General features: G+C 51.3%; 17 protein-coding genes. 1 reads left to right on the top strand and 16 read right to left on the bottom strand.

The features are described 5' to 3' along the window. Nucleotides 1–100: 100 nt before the first annotated feature. The 9 genes from IJG50_06055 to IJG50_06015 all read right to left on the bottom strand — a co-directional run bounded on the left by IJG50_06055 (nucleotide 101) and on the right by IJG50_06015 (nucleotide 9,981). On the bottom strand, nucleotides 101–1,252 hold the full coding sequence (locus IJG50_06055) for a hypothetical protein (GenBank protein MBQ3379411.1): 1,152 nt from the start codon (nucleotides 1,250–1,252) through the stop codon (nucleotides 101–103). Between the two features lie 26 nt (nucleotides 1,253–1,278). Continuing rightward, nucleotides 1,279–2,571: a diaminopimelate decarboxylase gene (gene lysA / locus IJG50_06050; protein ID MBQ3379410.1), complete on the bottom strand. Its 1,293-nt coding sequence runs from the start codon at nucleotides 2,569–2,571 to the stop codon at nucleotides 1,279–1,281. Continuing rightward, nucleotides 2,540–3,169: a YihA family ribosome biogenesis GTP-binding protein gene (locus IJG50_06045; protein MBQ3379409.1), complete on the bottom strand. Its 630-nt coding sequence runs from the start codon at nucleotides 3,167–3,169 to the stop codon at nucleotides 2,540–2,542. The genes lysA and IJG50_06045 overlap by 32 nt, the downstream gene beginning before the upstream one ends. A 12-nt stretch (nucleotides 3,170–3,181) precedes the next feature. Next, complete coding sequence (gene lon / locus IJG50_06040; protein ID MBQ3379408.1) at nucleotides 3,182–5,620, bottom strand: endopeptidase La; 2,439 nt, start codon at nucleotides 5,618–5,620, stop codon at nucleotides 3,182–3,184. A gap of 131 nt (nucleotides 5,621–5,751) precedes the next feature. Continuing rightward, nucleotides 5,752–5,907 (bottom strand): hypothetical protein, encoded by a 156-nt coding sequence (locus tag IJG50_06035; protein ID MBQ3379407.1) that lies wholly within the window; start codon nucleotides 5,905–5,907, stop codon nucleotides 5,752–5,754. Nucleotides 5,908–6,143: 236 nt separating this feature from the next. Further along, entirely contained in the window at nucleotides 6,144–7,352 is a 1,209-nt protein-coding gene (locus tag IJG50_06030) for an aspartate kinase (protein ID MBQ3379406.1), read from the bottom strand. Nucleotides 7,353–7,381: 29 nt separating this feature from the next. Further along, entirely contained in the window at nucleotides 7,382–8,269 is an 888-nt protein-coding gene (locus IJG50_06025; GenBank protein MBQ3379405.1) for a homoserine kinase, read from the bottom strand. Nucleotides 8,270–8,278: 9 nt separating this feature from the next. After that, on the bottom strand, nucleotides 8,279–9,508 hold the full coding sequence (locus IJG50_06020; protein ID MBQ3379404.1) for a homoserine dehydrogenase: 1,230 nt from the start codon (nucleotides 9,506–9,508) through the stop codon (nucleotides 8,279–8,281). A 26-nt stretch (nucleotides 9,509–9,534) separates the two neighbouring features. Beyond that, the gene (locus IJG50_06015) at nucleotides 9,535–9,981 is read right to left on the bottom strand and encodes an ACT domain-containing protein (GenBank protein MBQ3379403.1); all 447 of its coding nucleotides are present in this window, start codon (nucleotides 9,979–9,981) and stop codon (nucleotides 9,535–9,537) included. A gap of 214 nt (nucleotides 9,982–10,195) precedes the next feature. On the opposite strand from IJG50_06015, the gene IJG50_06010 reads away from it, so the two are divergent. Further along, nucleotides 10,196–11,392, top strand: coding sequence for a cofactor-independent phosphoglycerate mutase (locus IJG50_06010; protein ID MBQ3379402.1), 1,197 nt, complete (start codon nucleotides 10,196–10,198; stop codon nucleotides 11,390–11,392). 79 nt (nucleotides 11,393–11,471) lie between these two features. On the opposite strand, the gene IJG50_06005 is transcribed toward IJG50_06010, so the two are convergent. From IJG50_06005 to IJG50_05975, 7 genes are all read right to left on the bottom strand, one after another. Then, a complete protein-coding gene (locus IJG50_06005; protein MBQ3379401.1) occupies nucleotides 11,472–11,774 on the bottom strand; it encodes a hypothetical protein in 303 nt (100 codons plus the stop codon). A 225-nt stretch (nucleotides 11,775–11,999) separates the two neighbouring features. Next, nucleotides 12,000–14,858, bottom strand: a complete 2,859-nt coding sequence (locus IJG50_06000; protein MBQ3379400.1) for a hypothetical protein — start codon at nucleotides 14,856–14,858, stop codon at nucleotides 12,000–12,002. Nucleotides 14,859–14,862: 4 nt separating this feature from the next. After that, the gene (locus IJG50_05995; GenBank protein MBQ3379399.1) at nucleotides 14,863–19,314 is read right to left on the bottom strand and encodes a hypothetical protein; all 4,452 of its coding nucleotides are present in this window, start codon (nucleotides 19,312–19,314) and stop codon (nucleotides 14,863–14,865) included. A 330-nt stretch (nucleotides 19,315–19,644) separates the two neighbouring features. Further along, nucleotides 19,645–19,989: a hypothetical protein gene (locus IJG50_05990; GenBank protein MBQ3379398.1), complete on the bottom strand. Its 345-nt coding sequence runs from the start codon at nucleotides 19,987–19,989 to the stop codon at nucleotides 19,645–19,647. Between the two features lie 86 nt (nucleotides 19,990–20,075). Next, nucleotides 20,076–21,653, bottom strand: coding sequence for an MBOAT family protein (locus tag IJG50_05985; GenBank protein ID MBQ3379397.1), 1,578 nt, complete (start codon nucleotides 21,651–21,653; stop codon nucleotides 20,076–20,078). A gap of 3 nt (nucleotides 21,654–21,656) precedes the next feature. Next, a complete protein-coding gene (locus IJG50_05980; protein MBQ3379396.1) occupies nucleotides 21,657–21,884 on the bottom strand; it encodes an acyl carrier protein in 228 nt (75 codons plus the stop codon). Nucleotides 21,885–21,896: 12 nt separating this feature from the next. After that, nucleotides 21,897–23,294, bottom strand: coding sequence for an AMP-binding protein (locus tag IJG50_05975; protein MBQ3379395.1), 1,398 nt, complete (start codon nucleotides 23,292–23,294; stop codon nucleotides 21,897–21,899). Between the last annotated feature and the right edge of the window lie 16 nt (nucleotides 23,295–23,310).

Raw genomic sequence — 23,310 nt, 5'->3', positions numbered from 1 at the left:
AATCTTTCCGATTGTAAACACCGCATTTGGCTTTTTGCACAATTTTTTGCAAATAAAATGCGGCCGAAGCCGCATTTAATTTACATCTCTCAAGTTTTTGTTACGAAATATCTATACTTATGCATTGCGACTTTGACGTAAATCCGTCAGAACACAGCCAAACAAGTTTAGCATAAGCTGCGCTTTTGGCGTCTACGACGGCGGAAGACGAAAGCCGAGTGCAGGAGATCATCTGCCCGCTTTCATCATACAAAGCTGCAAATACAAGGCTTTCCTCAGATATATCTCCGGTCACAACAATGCACCCGTCGGCGCATACGTATGACAGAGTCTCGCCCGTATCATCGTCCTCGACCGTGCCCCCGGGCGCGTCTTTTGGCGCTATAATTACTTTTGTCGCCCTTGTTTTGTCAGCGTTGAGTATCGAATATCCCGACCAGCCGTATTCCGCCTTTTCACTGTCGGTCTGCTCTGTCGAAACATATCCGTCCGACGGATAAATAAGCTCCATATTTTCACCTGTCACGATCGGCTTATCCCAACTGTTCACGGCAGTAACGGAACCCTCCGCCACAAATATGCCGCCCGTTATATTAGCTCCGGCAAAGGCTGCGCCCACGCTCCAGTCGTCATCGGACGATACAACGCCCTTTGATTCAACGTATCCGCCGCTCATATTGAAATCACAGCCATATATCGAGCCTATCCACGACCATTGACCGCCTATTCCCGCAAAATTGGCTGCATAAATGCACCCTCCTGTAACCGTCATACGATCCGCGCAAATGGGAAGGTATCCGCTTGCTCGGATAACGCCGCCGTTTACCGTAAGATCCTCTGTAACTATCGGCAGAGAAGCAGTTATCTCGCCGTCGTTTATCTCAATGCTTTCCGCCTTCATGCCTATAACTACACCGTCGCCCTCCTGCGGATAGCGCGAATAAAGCTTTCCTCCGTTTACAACAAGCTGCTTTGTGCTTATTTGGTTGAACGTAAGCTCGCCGTTTCCTTGTATGGTCAAGGCATGTTCGTTTCCATATATTACCGATACTGTTTTATCTGTGTCTATCGTAAGTATTGCGTCTTCGTCAAGCTGTATTATTTTATCCGACTCAAGCTCGCTTGCATTGACAGCGCCGCCTATCTTCTGAAAATCGGGCTCGCCGTCGCTTGCCGATGCAGAAGCGACGCATAAAAGCACAAGCAGAATTGCAGTTATCAAAGAAAAGATCCGTTTGCGTCTTGCACTCATTTTGATTCCCTCCAGCCCATGTTTTATTACAAGTCGTTTCTTATAAGATCTTCATAGCTTTCGCGGCGTATGACCTCGCGGCTTTGTCCGCCGCTTACGAACACCGTCGCGGCGCGCGGCACGCGGTTATAATTCGACGCCATGGAATAATTGTATGCGCCCGTCGAGAATACAGCGATTATATCGCCGGCCTGCGTCTTTTGAAGCGGCATATCTTTTCCTATAAGGTCCCCGCTTTCACAGCAGCGTCCCGCAAGCGTTATGATTTCGCTTGGCTCCTCTCCCGCACGGTTCGCGACCGTCGCCGAGTAACGCGACTCATAAAGCGCATAGCGAGGGTTGTCCGTCATGCCGCCGTCAACGGCAACGTAAGTGCGAACGTCCTTTATGGTCTTTACAGAACCCACGGTATAAAGAGTCACTCCCGCCGCCGCAACTATGGAGCGTCCCGGCTCTATAAGTATTCGCGGCACGGGCTCTCCCATACTTTCACACTTCTTTTTAATATGAGAAAGCACCTTTGAGAACATTTCCGAAGGCGAGATCGGCTTGTCCTCCTCAGTATATTTTATGCCGTAGCCTCCGCCTAAGTTAAGCTCGCGTATATCTATCGAAAGCTCGCGTCTCAAGCGCGCTATAAAGTCTATCATAACGTCGGCAGCGCCGAAGAACGGCTCCGTCATGAATATCTGCGAACCGATATGGCAATGTACCCCAACTACTTCTATGCCCGACAGTCCGGACGCCGTTTTCATTATTTCAAACGCCTCGCCGTTTTCAAGCGCAACGCCGAATTTCGAATCTATCTGTCCGGTCATGACGGCGTCGAACGTATGAGCGTCGATGCCGGGTTTTATGCGGAAGGATATCTTAGCCCTGACGCCGCGCTTTTTTGCAAGCTCATTTAAAAGGAAGAGCTCTTCTTTATTGTCGACCGCAAAGCGTCCTACCCCATAGGAGAGCGCAAGCTCTATCTCGTCGGCTGTTTTGTTGTTGCCGTGAAAGTATATCTTTTCAGGCGGAAAGTTCTCCTTCATCGCCGTGTAAAGCTCGCCTCCCGACACAACGTCGACGCCGAGCCCTTCCTCGTTTACAAGGCGATACATAGCACGGCACGAAAACGCCTTGCTTGCATAAAGCACAAGCCCGTTTTCTCCGACGCCGTCATATATTGCGCGCTTAAATTCGCGGCATGTATCTCTTATCATATCTTCGTCCATCACATAAAGAGGCGTACCGTACTTCTTTGCAAGATCCACAGTGTTCACGCCGCCTATATGGAGGCAGTTATCCTTGATCGTTTGATTTGGGTAAAGCATCTTTAACCTCCGTTATATTGTCAAATTCATTTATTATGTCAACTATTTCTTTGCATCCCTGCCCCGTTTTCGCAGAAAACGATATGACCTCGGTATCCTCACTCAGCGCAAGCTTTTCTCTTATATTGGCAACCGACTCCGAAGCGGCAGTTTTGGAAAGCTTGTCCGCTTTTGTCGCAACTACCATAAAGGGGATCTCTGCGGCCTTTAAAAATTCGGCCATGGCTATGTCGTCGTTCGTCGGATCATGGCGTATGTCCACAAGCGAAAAAACAAGCTCTATGTTTTTTGAAAGCCTGAAATAATCCTCTATAAAGACTCCCCAGGTCCGTTTCTTTTCCTTAGATACCTTTGCAAAGCCGTATCCCGGCAGATCGACGAGATAGACCTTCCCGTCGAGCAGATAATAATTTATAGTAGCCGTCTTTCCAGGCGTTGACGACGTGCGCGCAAAGTTCTTTCTGTTTAACACTTTATTTATAAGCGAGGATTTTCCCACGTTGCTGCGTCCCGCAAATACGATCTCGGGCAGCCCGCTTTTTATGAACTGCGACTTGTGAGCCGCCGATATGGCAAGCTCTACCTTGTGAAAATTCATATGCACCTCTTTTTACTGGCTTATCTCAGCCATGTTCATGCGCGGCTCGTTATGCGCCACGGTCAGGTCTATATCATTATTTTCTGCAGACGCAAAGGGCGATACTGCAAACGCCGTATTTATGACTTCATCAATATAAGATGCGGTCACAAATTCTATGTTTTGTTTTACCTCATCGTCAAGCTCCGCTATATCCTTTTCGCACTCTTTCGGTATTATCACCGTCTTTACGCCCGCCTTATAGGCCGCCATGCTCTTTTCCTTAAGACCGCCTATCGCAAGCACGCGGCCGCGAAGCGTTATCTCGCCCGTCATCGCAACATCGCGGCGCACAGGGCATCCCGACAGCGCGGAAATAAGCGCGCATGCTATAGTTATACCGGCCGACGGACCGTCCTTCGGTATCGCTCCTTCGGGAAAATGTATATGTATATCCTTCGTTTTATAAAAGTCGCGCGGTATCGAACCAAAAAGAGCGATGCGGCTTCTTATGCAGCTTATCGCCGCATGAGCCGACTCCTTCATAACGTCTCCCAACAGTCCCGTAAGTTCCACCTTACCGGAGCCGTCCATAACGTTCACCTCTACGGAAAGAAGGTCGCCTCCCGTCTGTGTCCATGCAAGTCCGTTCACAACGCCTACCTGGTCTTCTTTAGGGATCTTTTCTTTTATTACCTTTACCGGGCCCAAAAACTCTGCGAGATTTGCCTCTGTCACGCGAACGCTTTCTTTTTCCCCCGAAACTATAAGCGCCGCGGCCTTTCGGCATACCTTGGCTATCTCGCGCTCCAGGTTTCTCACTCCGGCCTCCATCGTATAGCTCTCTATTATCTGCGAAACGGCCGTCTGGTCAAATTTAAGCCGTTTCGCCGAAAGCCCGTGCTTTTTAAGCTGCTTCGGTATAAGGTGGAGCTTTGCGATGTTCTGTTTTTCCACGGCGGTGTAGCTCGTTATCTCTATTACCTCCATACGGTCCAAAAGCGGGCGCGGTATCGTATCGAGCGTATTTGCCGTCGTTATGAACATGACCTTCGAGAGGTCGAACGGAAGCTCGATATAATGGTCGCGAAACTCCACGTTCTGCTCCCCGTCGAGGACCTCGAGCATTGCGGACGCGGGATCTCCTCTGAAATCGCTCGACATTTTGTCTATCTCATCAAGTATGACAACGGGATTTTTGCTGCCGGCCTGCCTGAGCGCATTTATAATGCGGCCGGGCATCGCGCCTATATAAGTCTTTCTGTGTCCCCTTATGTCGGCCTCATCACGCACTCCTCCCAAGGAAACGCGGGCATATTTTCTGCCCATGGCGGAAGCGACGGAGCGCCCCACAGACGTCTTGCCTACGCCGGGAGGGCCTACAAGGCAGAGTATCTGCGGGCTTTGATCCTGTGTCAGCGCGCGCACGGCCATAAATTCTATTATCCTGTCCTTTACCTTTGTAAGGCCATAATGATCGGCGTCCAGGATCTTTCGCGCGCGCTTTATGTCTATGCGCTCGCGCGTCGTTTTGTTCCACGGCAGCTCAAGACAAGTGTCGAGATATGTACGTATCACAGCGCTTTCCGAGGAACCGTAGGGCATTTTCATAAGGCGTGCCGCCTCTTTTAAAAGATGCTCTTCAGATTCCTTTTTAAGCTTCAGCTTCTTTATTTTATCCTTGTATTCAAGCGACTCCTCGTATGTGTTCTCGCCCTCGCCCAATTCGCCCTGTATTACCTTCATCTGCTCTCTGAGATAATACTCACGCTGATTCTTATCTATCTGTTCGCGTATTTTTTCACGCATTTCGTTTTCAACGTCGAGTATGCTTATCTCGTTTTCAAGCGTAAAAATTATTTTTTTAAGGCGTTCGTACTCGTCGAACTCCTCTAAGACCGCCTGCTTCTCGCTAAGCTTGATAGGCGTTCCCGAAGCAAGCTCGTCTGCAAGTGCGCCCGGCGTTTTTGCCTCTATCACCTTTAGCATAAGATCGCCCGGCAGCTTCGGCGCAAGCTCGGAATAATCCAAACAGGTATTCTGCGCGTTACGCATAAGCGCTTCGCGGCGTATGCGCGATACGGCGCGCGCCATCGGCACAAAATCGTCGACTTCGGCCTCAAAATACGGCTCGGTGCGTATGATCTTTATTATGCGCGCGCGTTTTACTCCCTCAACTATGACGCGCAGAGTGTCGCCCGGCACTTTGATTATCTGCTTTACCTTTGCTATAGTGCCGACTTCGTAAAGGTCTTCTGTTTTGGGCTTATCAGTTATCGTATCCTTTTGCGCCACCAAAAAAATGCGCTGATCCCGCTCCATCGCCTCGTCAAGCGCTTTTACTGATTTCTTTCGTCCCACGTCAAAATGAAGATTCATTGCCGGGAAGACGCAAAGCCCCCTAAGCGCCAGAAGCGGCATCCTTATAGGCTCTCTGTTTTCTATATCAGAATTTGACTCGTTATTTATCATTATACTTGATCCTCCGTAAAATCCCTTGCGGAATATGAATAAATAATAACATATAATGTCGATTTATACAATAAAAAATAATTGGGAGCGCGACTATAATTTTCGCGCTCCCTATCTTTCTATGTACTGTTTTATGCCGATTCGACACTCGCCTGATGCTCTTCCGTGTGGACCTTGTTCGATATGCCGCTCCAATTATCTCCGCTTGCAAAAACAGAGAAAAGGAAAGAGATAAGCCCCAGACACGCGATCAGCGCAATGCGCATAAGCCATTTCCTAGCGACCACACATATGCCCTCCCCGTTTTAAAGACGATCACAGCGCCATCCGAAAAGCGAACGGCTGCTTAGACTCAATATGTTCCTTTTCAAAATATTCTAACCCCAAATTAAGCAAAAATCAAGTAAAAATATATTATTTCGACAAAAAAATCGTCATATTTATTAAACGAGGATCGCCGCCTTTTTTCGATGGATCATAAAAACAGCCGCGCCCCAAAGGGCGCGGCGGTCAGCGTGTCATATTACGGAAGCATGAACTTGTCGTGTATTGCGGCAACAGCCTTTTCGGCGTTCGCTCTCTCAACAAGGACGGATATCTTTATCTCGCTCGTTGAGATGCTCTTTATATTTATGCCGACGTCCTGAAGCGCTTCGAACATCTTCGCCGCAACGCCGGGGTTGCTTGCCATGCCTGCTCCTACTATCGATACCTTCGATACGTTCTCGTCGAACTTAACATCGGTGCCGCCTATCGCGCTTAAATTGTCCTTTATTACCTTCAGAGCCGTTTCGAGATTACCTTCCGTTACGGTGAAGCTTATCTCCTGTATGTTATTCTCCTGTCCTGCCGACTGCAGTATTATGTCTACATTGATATTATGCTTTGCCAAAAGCGAAAACAGCTTAAAAGCTACGCCGGGCTGATCCTTAAGCCCCGTAACTGCTATCTGCGCAACATCGTTGTCGCGCGCTACACCCTTTATCAACATTTTTTCCACGTCAGAAACCTCCTTAACTTTTGTTCCGGGTACTCTATTAAAGCTTGAGAGCACTTCGAGCTCTACATTATATTTCTTTGCCATTTCTACTGAGCGGTTATGAAGTACGTTCGCGCCGAGGCTTGCAAGCTCCAGCATCTCGTCATAAGATACGTCCTCTAACTTCACCGCATTCTTAACTATGCGTGGGTCAGCCGTATATACGCCGTCAACGTCGGTATATATCTGGCAAACGTCGGCCTTTAACGCCGCCGCCAAGGCAACGGCCGACGTATCGGAGCCTCCGCGGCCGAGCGTGGTTATATCGTCGTAACGGTTTATACCCTGGAAGCCAGCAACTATGACTACTTTTTTCTTGTCTATCTCAAAGGATATGCGCTCTGTGTCGATATCCTTTATCCTGGCTGCGGAATAAGTGGTATTGGTATGCATACCGGCCTGCCAGCCCGTAAGCGAAATAACGGGAGTGCCCATCTTTTCAAGAGCCATTGCAAGAAGCGATATAGATATCTGTTCGCCCGTTGAAAGAAGCATATCCATTTCACGCTTCGACGCCTTCGGATTTATTTCCTTCGCCTTTTCGATAAGATCGTCCGTCGTATCGCCCTGAGCCGAAACAACGACTACGACGCTGTTTCCTTTATTGTAGTCGTCTGAGATTATGCCGGCTACGTTGAAAAGCTTTGCAGCGTCGGCAACGGAAGAGCCGCCGAATTTTTTTACTATCAACATATCTTTTTTAACACCCTTTCGTGTACTGATTACTTATTTAATATCTTTATGCCGTGCGAGTCGGAAAAGAGCGGCAGTACGCGCCAGCCTATCCCTCTTTCCTTCAATGCTCCGCGCACCTTTTTTACAAAACTCCTGTCGGAAGCCTCCGATATCGCCATTATTGTAGGACCCGCGCCGCTTAAATATACGCCATAAGGTTCAAAAGAGTTTAAAACCTCCATGACTTCGCCGGCTCCTTCGATATGAGGCAGTCGGTACGGCTGGTGAAGCTTATCGGAAAGCGCAAAGCGCAGCGCTTCAAAATCATGTTCATAAAACGCCGAAGCAAGATATGCCGCTCTCGCAGTGTTGTACACCGCGTCCGAGTGGCTTACGCGATGCGGTATAAGCGTTCGCGACTTGCTCGTTTTCATTCGAAAGTCCGGCACAAGAGCGCAGAACATTACCTTTCGGCCGATCGTTATGCGTTTGTAGCTTACTTTGCCGTTTTCGTATATACAGAAGCACAGCCCGCCCGTGATGCAGGGCGTCGTATTATCGGGATGTCCCTCCAAAGACGCGGCAAGGTCGATAAGCTCGCCCGTTTTAAGCGGTTCACCCAGTATCGAGTTAGCGCCGAAGATCGCCGCCGATATGCAGGCGGAGCTCGATCCCAGTCCCCTTGCGGGAGGTATCTTGGTTTCCTGAGTTACGCGTATGCCGTAGAACGGCTTTCCGCATATATCGTATACGGCGCGCGCACTTTTTATGAATATATTGTTCTCGTCTATTCGTTCTTTTACGTTTCGGCTTATTACGCAGCTTTCATCGCTTTCCTCTATCGTGACGGTATTATAAAGGTTCAAAGCTACACCGATACAGTCAAACCCCGGACCGATATTCGCGCTCGTTGCTCCTACTCTTATTTTTACCATGCGAAAAGCTTAAAGCACGCGAATAACGGAACCCACCTTGCAGCATCCCGAAGCGGAAAGCTTGTCGATGTTTTCCTTCATCTGCTCTTCGCTAAACGATTTCGTAAGGAAGGTATATTCGCCTGCAGGCATGTCCTCGCGCACTATGCGCTTTACCGTGCCGAATATCGAATAAACGGCTGCCTTCATATCAACGCTTGCGTCTGTGGTGCGAACGTAGAACTCATGCTCGTAAGTATTAAAGTCGCGCACGTTCTCGTAATCCACTTCACCCCAGAATATATCTCTTCTTCCCTTTGACGCGTCTATTATATCGGCAACTACCGCCGAAGCCGTGGGCAGCTTGCCCGCGCCTCTGCCGTAGAACATTACGTCGCCTATCGAGTCGCCCTTAACGAGTATCGCATTGAATACGTCGTCAACATTTGCAAGCGGGTTGGACGAGGATATGATGAACGGCGCAACAAGCACCGATACCGTTCCGTCGGAATTGAGAACGGAGCGGCCGAGAAGCTTTATAACGCTCGACGTCGCCTTTGCATACTGCACGTCGGTAAGGCTTATGCCGGTTATGCCCTCTGTATGTATCTTATCGGGCGATACCTGCATGGAGAACGCAAGCGAGGAAAGGATCGCTATCTTTCTGCAGGCGTCTATTCCCAAAACGTCGGCGTCGGGGTTCGCCTCGGCGTAGCCCTTCTTCTGAGCGTCCTTTAATACCTCGTCAAAGCTTAAATGCTCGTTTATCATTTTTGTAAGTATATAGTTCGTCGTGCCGTTTAAGATGCCCGTGATCTCTTCTATCTCGTTTGCGGCAAGGCACTGGTGCATAGGTCTTATTATCGGTATGCCGCCGCCTACGGAAGCCTCGAAAAGATAGCTTATGCCCTTGTCCTTCGCTATCTTTAAAAGCTCGTATCCCTTGTTTGCAACAAGCTCCTTATTTGAAGTTACAACGCTCTTTCCCGCCATGAGAGCCGCTTTCGTAAAATCGTACGAAGGCTTTATTCCGCCTATTACCTCGGCGACAATAGACACCTCGGGATCGTTTAAGATGTCGTTGAAGTCCTTTGTAAAAAGATGAGCGTTGGGCGCGTCGGAAAAATCGCGTATATCAAGTATGTATTTTACGCGTATCTCGTCGCCGGCCTTCTTTTTGATGCTCTCGGCATTCTTCGTAAGCACCTCGTAAACTCCGCTGCCTACCGTGCCGTAACCTAAAATAGCAACATTTATCATTAGAATACCTCCGAAAAGTTTATATTTTATCCTGCTAAAATTTCAAGTTTTTTTAAACCCTGTATCGATTCGGCGCGCTTTGTAAAGTCCGATATATCGGCGGCGCCCGTCGCTCTCGCCGTTATCGTTATGCCCGCGACCGAATTTATCGGTATGTTCTGGCTTATCGTTAAAATATTCATGCCGCAGCGCGCGAAAACCTCAAGAAGCTGTGACAGCACGCCCGGCTCGTCCTTTAATTCCACATAAAGCGTAAACGACGAGCCCCCCCTTATCTCATGAAACGGGGCGATCTTATCTTTATATTTATAATAGGCGCTTCGGCTTATTCCGACAAGCTCAAGCCCCTGCGCCACGGTCTTTACTTCTCCTCGTTCCAAAAGCGAATTAAGCTTTGCAACATCTTTTAAGACCTTTGGCAGCGCACTTTCCGATACTATATAATGGCTTACCCTGTCGCGTGTATTATCCATAATGCTGTCCCTCCGGAAAAAACAAATGTTTCTCGCAGACACTACATAATATACTCTTGCAAAATTATTTTAACAAATTTTAATATTAAGGATTATCGCCGTATCTTTCCGGTTTTCTCTCAAATGCTCTATATTACGTCGTTTTTTATAATCTAGCAATACAAAGTATCAGGTGATATAATTATTTATACTTACGAAAGGACTGATAAAGTTTATGAAATATATTGTAATGCTCGGCGACGGCATGGCAGATTATCCTATTGAAGAACTTGGCAAAAAAACGATACTTGAATACGCAAAAACCCCCGTTTTTGACAAGCTTGCGCCCGTAAGCGAGATAGGTCTCTGCAAGTCGGTGCCCGACGATATGCCGGCAGGCAGCGACGTTGCGAACTTATCGATAATGGGCTATGACCCGAAAATATATCACACGGGGCGTTCCCCGCTCGAGGCGCTGAGCATCGGCGTTCCGATGGGCGCGCACGACCTGTCGTTTCGCACTAATCTCGTAACGCTCTCCGACGAGGAGAATTACGAGGACAAAACGATGGTCGATTACTCCTCGGATGAAATATCTACCGAAGAATCCTCCAAGCTCATCGCGGCATTGGACGAGGCGTTTGAAGACGAAACGAAAAAATTCTACGCCGGAATAAGCTATCGTCACATATTGCTTCTTCACGATGACACAAAGAAGTATAAGCTTACTCCTCCGCACGATATTTCGGGAAAGAAGATAGCCGAGTATCTTCCCGACGACGATATGATACTCGATCTTATGAAGCGCTCACACGATATCTTAAAAAAGCATCCCGTAAATCTCGAACGCATAAAGCGCGGTCTTCATCCCGCCAATTCCGCATGGATATGGGGAGAAGGAAAAAAGCCGCAGCTTGACTCTTTCAAAGAAAAGTTCGGTATAAGCGGCAGCGTCATATCGGCAGTCGATCTGATAAAGGGCATAGGCAAAGCGGCGGGCCTTCGCGCTATAGACGTAGAGGGAGCGACGGGCAATATAAAGACCAACTTCATGGGCAAGGCAAAAGCCGCGCTTTCGGCGCTTTTATCGGGCGACGACTTCGTTTACATACACATAGAGGCGCCCGACGAGAGCGGACACCGCGGAGAGCTTGACAACAAGATAAAGTCGGTCGAAAAGATAAACGAAGTCATCGGCTTCATAAAGGACGGCCTTGACCGCGAGGGCATAGCGCACCGCATACTCATAATGCCCGACCACCCTACGCCGATGTCCGTGCGCACTCATACGCACGACGCCGTGCCGTTCATGCTATACGATTCGACGAAGGCGCAAAAGGGCGCGCCCCGCTACAACGAAACGACGGCGAAAGCCTCGGGAATATACGTTGAGCCGGGATACACGATGATGCAGCGGCTCATAAAAGGCTGATAAGCCCAAAAAACAAAAAAGAGAGCGTATTTTACTGCGCTCTCTCTTTTTTCGCCTGTTTTTATATCAAGCCGAATCGTCAGAAATCGGTCAGCCTGCTTTTAAGCAGCGGTATCCCTTCTTCCATCCACCATTCGTTATCAACGCCTCCGGAGCTCATTCCTCCGTGAGCGAATTGCTCTATTACGGCAAAATCGCCGTAATTGTCTGTCATGGCCTTGCCCGAAAGCGAAAAGTATTCTTTTTTTATCCATTCTTCCAGTTCATCGGGAGAATGGATATCCATATTCTTTGCAAGTTTTTTTAAGTGATCCCAAAAATACGGATCTCCCCGCAGTCCCCACCTTTTGGGCTTTTCCTCGAATATTTTTGACAGCTTCATATTCCTGCTCCTAAAAAAACGATTTATCCGCATTTACAGTTTGCGATAATAGGACATATTTTTTCATCTTCATCTCAAGTCGCCGAGAGCTGCGTCATCAGGCGTCCGGATTTTGTATATGCCGTTATAAACATCCTAATGCTTCTGATATATAAACGCCGCTGGGGCGTATCATTCGCCGAATTCATAAAATAACATCACCGCAAATATGGCGGCGCACATTTGTCACGGTTTCAAAGAGGCGACAGCCGTAAGCGGCTTGCCGTTCTTGTCCAGCACGAACAGCCGATACTCCTTCTGGCTTTCCTTCACTGTGATCGTACCGGTCTTTGGGCCGTCCTGCGTCACGTTGTTTACGGAGCAGCCCAGCATTTTTCCGCCTGAGTCATACCAGGCGGCGATCAACCGGGCGGGCTCCCCGTTTGAGGGAAAAACAATACTGTATTCCAGTTTGTTTCCGCTGACAGAGATCGTCACAGCAGGTCGGATCAGTATATCGGCGGGCAGAGTCTCGTCGCCGTTTAATATCCTGCCGTCCTTCACGATCCCGTCCTCAGGAGCGGCGATCACGCTGTTTATCAACTCAATACCGTTTTGAAAACCGTCGATCGGCGTATTCCAGGTGTTGTTGACGTTGGCATGGACGGTGCTGCCGTCTATGGTCAGCTTCCCGGGACTCCAGCTCCCGCTGCCATGAATGCCTGCGTTCCCGTCTTTAACCGTCAGATCCAGACTTTTCAGGGTCAGGTCTCCGGAGCCCATCTCCAGTCCGCTGTTATAGTTCATAGCGACCAGCGTCAGCTTGCCCGGGCCGGTTATGGTGGTGTCCCCTCTTAAGAAGATGGGAAAGCCCATGGCAGATTCTGACATTTGCAGCGTGGAATCTTTTGCAACCCGGATCACAAGTCCAAAGATCGAACTGTCAATTATTATATAACTTCCGGTATAGTCGCCGTTTATGGTGAGGGTATGGTCACCGTCGAAGGAGAACACGCCGTTTCCCAGCACGTCGGACATATTTTCCTCTGTTACCTGCAAGCCGTCGATGTTGAGCTTAAAAGCCTTGATCGTCTTTATAGTGGCTTCCTTCGAATGGTTCCCCAAGCTGTCCGTCACCGCGCCGTCTTTGAACATGCCTCCCACCGGGTAGACGATCCGGGTCAACGTGGGATTTGCGGCCTGTATACCGCCGCCGAAGCCGCTGACGGCGGCAGTCCCGCCCTTTGCCTTTATCTCAGCGTCTCTTATTACAAGCTTGGCGCTGCCGCTTCCCTCCAAGGCGCAGGTAACGCCCTTCGCGTCCAGACTGATGCCGCCAAAGGAGAGGGTGCTGCCTCCGGAAACCGCAATGGCGGATCCCGAACCAGACACGACTGTCAGCTTCCCTCCGCCCTCGAGCGAGGCGTCCGCCTGGATGTTCAGGCCGGTCTTATTCGCCGTCAGAGCGGCGCTGTCCTCCACACGTATCACCAGGTCTTTGACGCCGCTGCGGATGAGAGCTCCGGACTTGGTCTGGGTATAGTCGCCTTTGATGGTCAGCGTACGGACGCCGTCGAAGGAGAAGACCCCGTTTCCGAGAATGTCTTCACGGTTCGAAGAGGTCACGCCTGTTCCGTCGATCCACAGATTGAAGCTGCCGGGCAGGATCCGAACCTCTCTGGCATTGGAGCCGTCGCCGTTGACTACGGCGCCGCTTTGGATCTTTCCTCCCGCAGGGATGTTAAGCACCTCTGAGAGCTCCCCGCCCGGGTCGATGCCTCCCCGTAAATACCCGATCGCGTTTACGCTCACGTTGCTCCTTGCGTAGAGTGTGGAATTGACAACAGTCAAAGACTCGTCTTTGTTGGCGCCGCAGACAGCGCCCAGCTTGCCTCCGTAAACGTACAGGTTGGTGTCTTCTACGGAAAGATTGGAGTTGTTTACGACGTGGATTCCTGCGCTGCCGTCGGTTCCTTCCGCCCTCAGGGTGAGGGTGCCGTCGCCGCAGATCCTGAGATCCCTTTCCGTCTGCACCGCATAGACCGTCCCATTGAGGGTGCAGTCCGTGTCCGCGCTGATAATGAGGCCGTCAAGTCTGTTATGAATGAGCCCTTCTTCCTCCACTGCCGAAGCGGTCTGTGTAAAGCTCTTTTTGACATGGAGCGTATTGGCGCCCGGATCATAGGAAAATGCCCCGTTGCCCAGGATGTCGTTCTTGTTCTGCTCGTCGACATACACGCCGTTGACCCTAAGATCGTAGCCGGGGACCAGATCCAGCTGCCAAAGAGGATCCCCGTAATGGTTGTCTCCTTCCGTACCGACGCAGATAGCCATTCCTTTGTATCTCTCCCACTCCTCGGAGTACATCACAGCGAGCTTCATTTTTATCTCTTCATTCGGCCCGTCCGGCATCGGGCGCATATCGGCAAGCCTCTCCCCGGACAGAGTGATCCCGCCCGGGAAGCCGGCCGCCGCGAAGCCGTGAACCCAGCCTTCGCCGTAACCCAGCGCGTCGCTATAGCAGTGGTGGATGGACAAAGCGGTGTCTTTCACCGTCAGAGACGCTCTGTCGTAGTTGCCCGCTATTCCGTAAGTCCATTCAGTTATGAGAATGTCGGCGTCCTGCAGCGTCAGGCTGTGGTCTCTCACGAGTATTCCTATCGAGTAGGGACGGAGCAGTGCGCCCTGAAGGGTCAGCCTTCCCGGTCCTGTGATTGTGGTGTCCGCACTCAGATTGAACATTGCATGGTACAAGTATTCATATGTGGCATATCCTTCTTTGGGGACGGACAGTGTGCAGTCGTTCTTAACGTAGATCACAAGATCCTTTATCCCGCATAGGATACACGGCTTGTCCTTTCTCGGTATGAATTCATAGCTTTTCTGAATGGTAAGGGTTTTGGTCACGGGATCATAGGAAAAGGCCCCGTTCCCCAGTATGTCGCCGCAGTTCTCGGAGGTCACCCTCGTGTCGTCGATCCATATATTATACACGTCCTCCGCTCCGGCGGCGACCGGCAGCAGACAGAGCGCCAGCACTGCGGCCAAAAACAGCCCCAGCAGCCGCAACTTATTCTTCATGGTTCTCAACCCCTTTGTATCCATTTTTTCACTCCTTCCAGGTCAGCGCCGCGGTCAATGGCGCGAATGTCTCCGTATCCACAGCAAACAGACGGTATTCCGCCTGCCCGGCTTTTACCGGCATCGTGCCCTTCATGAGGCCGCCGTGTTCGGTGTCCCGCATTACGGCTCCCTGCTGCCGCCCGTCCGAGTCGTACCATGCGGCGATGAGGCGAGCAGATCCGGCGTCAGGCGGCAGATATACGGAGTATTTAAGCGTCTCGCCGACGACGGAGATCTCCACCGGTGCGATCACAGCGGAGAAGACCGTCTCGCCGCCGGATTTAAGCAGGCCGTCCTCCATGGCCGCGTCGGGCGGATCGGCGAGGACGCAGCCTGTAAACTTAAGGCCTCCGTCAAATCCCTTGATCGCCGCAGTCTCGCCCTCCAGCGTTACGACGGAGTCCATCACATGCAGGGTCTCAGGCCCGCCCACGCCGAGAATCCCGTAAGGCCCCTTTGCCGTGACCTCCGCGTCCATGATGGTCACGGAGGCGTTGTAGGGCACAGAGATCCCGGCCGTACTGCCGGAGATAAGCACAAGCTTTCCGGGGCCGGTGATCGTCGTATCCGCACCGGCAAAGATGGGGTCTCCCATGGGCATGCTCCACTCGTCGTAGCCCTTGGTGCGCAGCGTAACGTCCTTTTCGACCCGTATCACCAGGCCGTCCATGTTGTTTTCGATAATGTTGAATTCGCTTGTATAGTCCCCCCGTACCGTCAGGGTATTTATCCCGTCGAAGGAGAATATCCCGTTTCCGAGGATATCTTCCATATTAAGCTCAGTCACCGGCATGCCGTCGATCATTATGTTGAAGGTCTTGAAGTATTTGAATAAAGCCTCCTTAGCCCATGCGCCTCCGCTTTCGACCACAGCGCCGTTTTCTATCCTGCCGCCTTCGGGCTCCGCAAGCGAAATGAGACCGGACGTATAAATGCCGCCGCTCGTTTTGAAGCCGGAAACGGCAGCCGCTTGGCCTTTGGCAGACAGCGCCGATTCTTCGAGGTAAATCACCTCGCTGCCGCCGCTTCCCGCGATGCCGTTCACCGCGCCCTCGGCAATTACGTCGGCATAGTCCAGAGTCAGTCTGGCGCCGTTTGTCACCGTCACGGCGCTGCCGTTTGTCGAATGCAGAGTCAGAGTCCCGTCAAAGGTGCGGATCCTGGCGTTAGCCGCAAGCTCCAGACACGGCCCCCGTGCCTCAATTGTCACGTCGTCCATGACTCGGATGATCGGGCCGTTTCCCGTTACCCGAATCACAGGGTCCGATATCTCCGTCGGCTGGGTATAGTCCCGGTTGACGGTCAGAGCCCCGTACACGTCGTAGGTAAACGTCCCGTCTCCGAGAACGTCCTCCATGTTCCGGTTCGTCACTGTGACGCCGTTGATCTCTAGATTGTATTTTGTCTCGAATGGGGTGACGATAAGGTGCGTGACCGGGGTCCCCCCGGCATCCCTAATCTCAGGCTTCACGGCGATCGCGTGCTTCGGCTCCGCCGCAAGGCATCGGCTGAGCCACAAACTGCCATCAAAGCCTTTGGCGGCTCCGCCGGGGGCGTTGACCGTGAGATCGGAGTGGTTGAGGCTTAGCCTCTCCCCTGTCCCGCTTCCGGCGAGACCGCTGCCCGTGCCCGTATTCGTCACCTCCAGGTTTGTATTGCTCACTTCCAGCCTCGCCCCGTCGGTAAGCTGTACGGCAGCGCTGCCGCCGGAACCTCCCGAGGTGAGGAACAGATCCCCGCCACCGGAAATGGTCAGGTCGGCGGAGGCCTTGATGCAGGGCCCGGCGCTGTTTATCTCCGTCTGGCCGTCCGTGCGGATGACAAGCCCCTTAAGGCCGCTTTGGATCACAGGCTGCTTCTTTGTGGTGAAGTGATCGTCCATGACGGTAAGGGTATTCACGCCGTCGAAGGCAAATGCCCCGTCTCCAAGCACGTCGGTCCTGTTTTGGCTGGTGACCTGCGTCCCGGCGACAAAGAGGTCATACCGATCGATGAGGTGGAAGCGGACGGTCTTTGCGTATTTTTTGGTGTGATCCGTAAGATACTTCTGATCTGCGGCGTCCAGGGCGTCCTGGTTCAGCGTCAGGGTGAAGTCGTCTCCTGTGAGGGAGCTTTCGGGCAAAAGCTCATAGACAGCTCCCCCGCCCCTTCGGATAACGGATACGTCCCAGCTTCCGTCCCTGTCCATATCCAGAAGGATCTCTCCCGTGGAGCCGTTGACCTTCATCTTGATCTGCTCCCCCGGGTTTACGGCACAGGCAATGGTACGGTCCAGCCAGGTGTTATGATCCTCCAGGGACACGGTGAACGGGCCGCCGCTCAGATCGACGGCGTATTCCTCCAGGCTGGGCGCTTCCTTATACACCCGGATGTTGACCCTGTGGGTGAGCAGTGTCCCGTCACTCATGAGGATCTGAAATACCGCCGTCCATGTCCCGATGGACTTTGGCGTCCCGGTGACGCTCAAGGGCTCGCTCATGCTGAACTGCCAGTCCATGCCCGTGGGAAGATGTCCCTCGATCAGGCTTGCTTGGAGAACGGAACCGGGATCCTCCACCCCCAGAGGGACCAAAGCCTCCACGCCCTTCCGAAGAGAGAAGCTCTCCGCAGACTCGGCGATCCTGGAGGGGACCAAAACGGTTATCGTATGCTCCGCGCATTTTCCGCTGGTCAGCTGAAGGCGGAACACCGCCCTGTAGGTTCCGGGCTTGGCGGGCGCGCCGCAGTAGCGGGCTCCCTTGGCGTCCCACAGAAACGCCAGGCCGGGCGGGACCTCTCCGCTTATCTGCTCCGCCGAGTAGATCTCGCCGCCGCCGTAGGAAAAGGCGATGGTTTGTTCCTTGCCTGCCTCAGCGGTCTCAGACTGTTCCGTTTTCACAATTTTATCAATGATATATATCCTTGCCCATCGGGTCTCCGTTTTTCCGGAATCCAGTTGGGCCCGGAACTTTGCCTCATAGTATCCCGGCTTCGTAGGCGTCCCGGTGAGGCAGGGCCGCTCCGTACGGTCGATATTCAGCATCTTTATCTCGATCCCCGGGGGAAGGCTGCCCTCAAGAAGTGTAAGCCCCTTGACCTCCGGGAAAAACGCCTGGAAACTGCTTCCTACCCTGCCGCTGGCCGAGAGGTCCCCGGAGGCGCTCCCGTCCAGGGGCAGCTTCCATGTGGATTTCACGGTCTGGGACTCGTCCTTATGGTCATGGCCCGGATAGGAGTCCTGTTCAGAGACGAAGATCAGAAACGCCGCGTCCTTTTCCTTCGCCACCGATTCACACATGGAGACGGAAGAATACGGGTCAAAACTCACGGAGTCCGCGGCCAGCAGTTCCTCGTACTGGGCGGCATCATATGCGCTCAATTCTCGAGTCCAGACCGGCCAGCCCAAAATATCCTCCCGCATCTTCTGCTTCGTAAACAGGGCGGCCTCCGCCACTGTCTTTCCCTGCACCAACGCATCCACAAAGCGCCTTTCAAAGTCATACGCAGCGGTGAACGTCACCGACTGGGAGTAGCCCGAGATCACGTCGACCCCCTTCTCCCGGAGGGGGCGGGCCAGACCGTCCGTGTACATGCCGTAGCAGGCGAACAGTTCCAGATATCCGGCGGACGCTTCGGAGTTCATGTGACCTGCAATGACCGTTCCGTCCACACACCAGATCGGAAACCCGCTTTCGTATCCAATAAGCGCTACGTGATAGTATTGCCCCTGGGCCCCATGGGCCACTTTCTTATCCTCCTCCCGGATCCCCTCACCGGAAAAGATGGTGATATATGATGTGTTTCCGGGGGCATCCCTCTTATCCGTGTCCCCGTGGGTAGCAAGGATCACGACGCCGCAGGCAGTCAGCGCCTCCGCCACCGAATCGACGGTTACGTCCGTTCCGGTATACAGCCGGCACTCTCCCCCCATGGCGTTGGCCAGCTGGACGCCCCGATAGTAGCTCTCCAGCGTAAAGCTTCTGTCGATCCCATACCAGGGCATGAGCACCGCCACGTCCCGGCTGTCGGGGGACCCGGCCAGAACGGCGGTTCTCTCTCCTGCTTTGGGCAGCTCTGCGGCAAGCTCCTCTTCGGACCTGGGAACGGCGCTGCAGAGCCTTGCCCGCATCGCCGGGTCATAGCCGTTGGGCTGCCCGTCGGTATCCTCCCAAAAGAAGGAATCGCCGTTTCGGAACACGCTTCCGGGCGCATAGTCCTCCCGGGCAGTGACCATTGCCTCCACTTCCTCCGAAATCGAGGCGTAAAAGGCGGCGGAGGCGCTTAGCCCGTCCCGGCTCTGTCCCTCTCGGACGGCCTCGTCAAGCTTTTCCTGCTCCAAAGCCTCAATGGCGGTCCAAACGTCGTCCTGCCGGTCTGACGTGTTCTGTGCCGCTCCGGCGGGAACAAAGGTCAAAAGCAGCAGGGCGCAAAGCAGACAGGAAATCGCTCGTCTTATCATTTTAAGCCCCTCCTTTAACATGCAAATGGTCCCCCTTAGTTTTTCGTGCGTCCCGAAACAGGAGTATAATAATCCATAATATTACTATTACTAAATCACATTATATTGACGGCTTATTGATTTGTCTATGTCATTGTACTGCAAAAGCCGATAATATATATTATTATAACACAGCCGCCGCTCCTTTTCAATCAAGCACCGCGCGAAAAGCTTTCGGCACAGCAAGACCCAATAATATAAAAGAGAGCGTATTTCGTTACGCTCTCGTTTTTGCCGTTTACAGCTCGCTGCAACAGAGGCATATATTTTTCATTTTCATTTTTATCTTCATCAAAACATGAATATTCTTGCCAGCGCTGAAGCATCCGCAGTATTATTCGTCCGCTCGCCGAATACCCACTTGATTCCGAGCTCTGACAGCTTCGTTTTATCTGAGGTACAGTAGTCTATCTGCTTTTGATCGCATGAAACGTCAGCTATCCTGCCGATGTTGGAATAAATGACCCATCCTATTTCAGACGTCTGAGGAATGGGCCAGTCGTTGCCGTTTCCTCCGTTCAGAAGTATAAAAACAAGGTCGCCAAGCGTTGCGTCGTCAGACATCTGAATTTTGTATACTCCGTTGTCAACATCATCACCCATACATAAAGAACGGCGATTGTATTTAATAATCATACTGCTCTTCTCCTTCTTAAAGCACGATTATTATTGTTAGATCCCGGAATAAATGCATAAAAGGCGTCATAACCCTGGTGTCTGTCTTAATACTGCATATATATAAACGCCGCGGGGTCGTATCCTATGCCGTATTCGCCGAATATGATCACCGCGAATATGGCGGCGTACATTATTAGCCACCTGAAAACGAGATTCTGCCCCGCAAGCCTCTCGCGCACTCCGAAGCGCTCCTGCATCATGCTTACAGCCCATATTATGAAGAAGCATACAAAAAGGAGCCCAAGGTCGTATGACGCAAGGCCGTAATTCAAAATGCCTCCGTCGAATAAAAGCCACCCCTGAAAATCGGTGAATATCGTCTTTAAAACAAGACCCGTATTTTCAAGGCTTCCGGGACTTGTAAGGAGCCTTCCTCCCATGAACACAAAGAAGATCCGTATCATGCGAAACAGCTTAAATGAAAACGAATCGGCGTTTATGCGAAGCGCCTTGTTTATCGCTTCGTATTGACGAGCAAATCCGACGGAAAGCGTTATAAGCGCGCCGTAATAAATGCCCCAGCAGATGTACGTTATGCCGGTGCCGTGCCAAAGTCCCGTCAAGAACCACGTTATGAGCACGGGTATAGCTACCGTAATAAAGCGGCCGAAGGGCTTTTTGCCTGTTTTTTTGTTTATCGCCTTCATCCATTTTGATACGGTCAGCGGGTAGTATACATAATCCTTGAACCAGCTTCCCAGCGACATATGCCATCTGCGCCAGAACTCCGGCACGCTCTTTGAAAAGAAGGGGTGATTGAAGTTCGGCTCAAGCTCTACGCCGAAAATCTGCGAGACGCCGCGCACGATGTCCATATAGCCCGAAAAGTCGGTATATATCATCATGGCGTCGAAAAGGCACGTCACGAGGAATATGCTCCCCGGATGAACTCCGCCGTCGTACACGTTCGACACGAATATATGAAGTCTGTCGGCGATAACGAGCTTTTTGAAAAAGCCCCATATCATAAGCTGAACGCCCGCAACAACGCGCCCGTAGTCGAATTTAAGCTCCTTTTTAAGCTCCTGTCCCAAAAGGCGGTAGCGGGATATAGGTCCCTGAACGATATGCGGAAAATATATCGCGTAGAGAAAGAACCTAAAGAAATTTTTCTCGTATTCGCACCGCTTCCAGTACACGTCGAGTATGTATCCCACGGTGGAGAAGGTGTAATATGATATGCCCAGCGGCACTATTATCCACATCGCCGCGGAAGCCGCCCCGTCGGAATATGCGGGTACGGTCATAAGATAATCAACGACATAATGGGAAAATTTCGTAACGCAAAGAATGCCTATCCCCACAACGAGCGCAAGGATAAGAAGTACGCGCGAGCGCGCCTTATATTTTGCTTTAAGCGCCTTTTTTTCTTCCTTTGAAAGGCCCTCTCTTTCAAGCTCGGCCGCAAGCGCGGCATTTTGCTTTCCTATCTGCCGCGCGAATATCCACACGGCAAAGGACGTGATGATGATATACGGCAGAAAGTTCACGCTGCCCGCTATGATATAAAACACTACGCTAGATATCAAAAGTATCACCCAGCGGAACTTAACGGGGCAGATATAGAAAACAATGACCGTTATAAGCACGAACAGAAGAAAGTTAAGGGATGCGACAGACATACCTTACTCCTCCGAAAGCTCCTTGATCATTTCCCAGATAGCTTTTGCCGAATCAAAATTCTTATTGTCCATGTATTCCATGCTTATCTCAATGTCAAACTCGTCCTCAAGGGCCGTTATGAGCGAAGCAATATCTATCGAATCGAGTATTTTGCCCGTTGCGATATTTTCGGCCGTTGAAAAGTCGACTCCCGATTTCAGACCGCTCAAGATCTCAATTATTTTGTCCATGATATTTCCCCCTTACGGCAATTTTTCATATAATGTTTTTCCGGCTTCGTTCTTCGGTATCTCTTTTATATACGACACCGAAAATGCCGACTCTCTAAGATGCGTTTTATCGGAGAGCCAGCGTCTTATCTCATCAGTTTTCGATTCGTCGGTTATGTAAACCTTCATCTTATCGTCAACGCCGCTCGAGGCGCAGTCGAGCCCCTCGAAGTGCGATTTTATCAATCTGTCTATTTCGTCGAGATTGACACGGCTTCCCGATATTTTTAAGAAGCGTTTTTTTCTTCCCACGACGTAATAAAAGCCGTCGCCGTCGCGTTTTGCCATGTCTCCCGTCAAAAGCCTGCCGCCGCGCTCGTCTCCTTTTTTAAGGTCTTCGGGCGTTTCGGCATATCCCATAGTTACGTTGTCGCCTTCGTATAAAAGTTCGCCCACGGTATCGGGAGACTCGATCGCGCGCCCTTCGGCGTCGATAAGCAAAAATCTTCCGCCGGGTATTGCGCGTCCCATGCTGCCCGCCTTTTCTATTCCGTACTCCGAAGGCAGGTATCCCATGCGCGCCGTCGCCTCCGTCTGGCCGTACATGACGATGAAGCGCTTGCCGTGCTCCTTCGCCCATTTTGCGTATTCAAGATGAAGCTCATAAAGAAGCTTTCCGCCGGCCTGCGTCATATATCTTAAGCTCGGAAGCTCCATTTTGAAAAACTTTATCTTTTTAAGAAGCTCATAAGTCGACGGAACTCCGCCGAACGAAGTGGCGCGCTCGCGAGTCATAAAATCCCAAAACGGCTTCATTATAACGGGCTTGTCCGTAAAAAGGATCGATGCGTTTGCGTAAATATGCGTGTTGATTATCGAAAGCCCGTAAGTATAGTTCATTGGAAGCGTCGTTACCGCGCGTTCGTCGGAAGTAAGCGCAAGGTAAGACGCTATGGCCTCCGTATTAGACTGAATGTTTTTATAGCTCTGCCGCACGAGCTTCGGGCTCCCCGTAGAGCCTGACGTCGTAAGAAGCAGCGCAAGCTCGTCGTGAAGCGGGATATTGTTCCCGTTTTTCGATCTGAAGAGCGCATACGACGTAAATTCGTGCGCTTTTTCATATCCCGAAAAGCGATCCGCCATATCCGAGGGCGCGTATATGTAAGTCGGCGCATACACGTTTATAAGGCGCTCCAAAAGTTCGCTGTCTATCTTTTTATCCAAAAGCAGCGGCACCGTAGACGAATTAAGAAAGCCGAGATATCCTATCGCGCTTTCTGGGCTGTTCTCACACAGACAAAAAGCCAGTGTGCGTCCCGTTTTAAGGCGCACGAACTCCTCAATACGCTCTGAAAGCTCGGCGTAATCGAGCCTTACGCCATTGTCGGATATGAAAGCCTCCTTTTCTGAAGGCGAAATCTCATAGAACAAAGAATATCACTCCCGT

The organism is Clostridia bacterium, from assembly GCA_017405765.1.
Lineage (GTDB): Bacteria > Bacillota > Clostridia > Oscillospirales > RGIG577 > RGIG577.
Note: the sequence above shows the minus strand (reverse complement) of the source record. Positions and strands in the feature narration are given on the sequence as shown.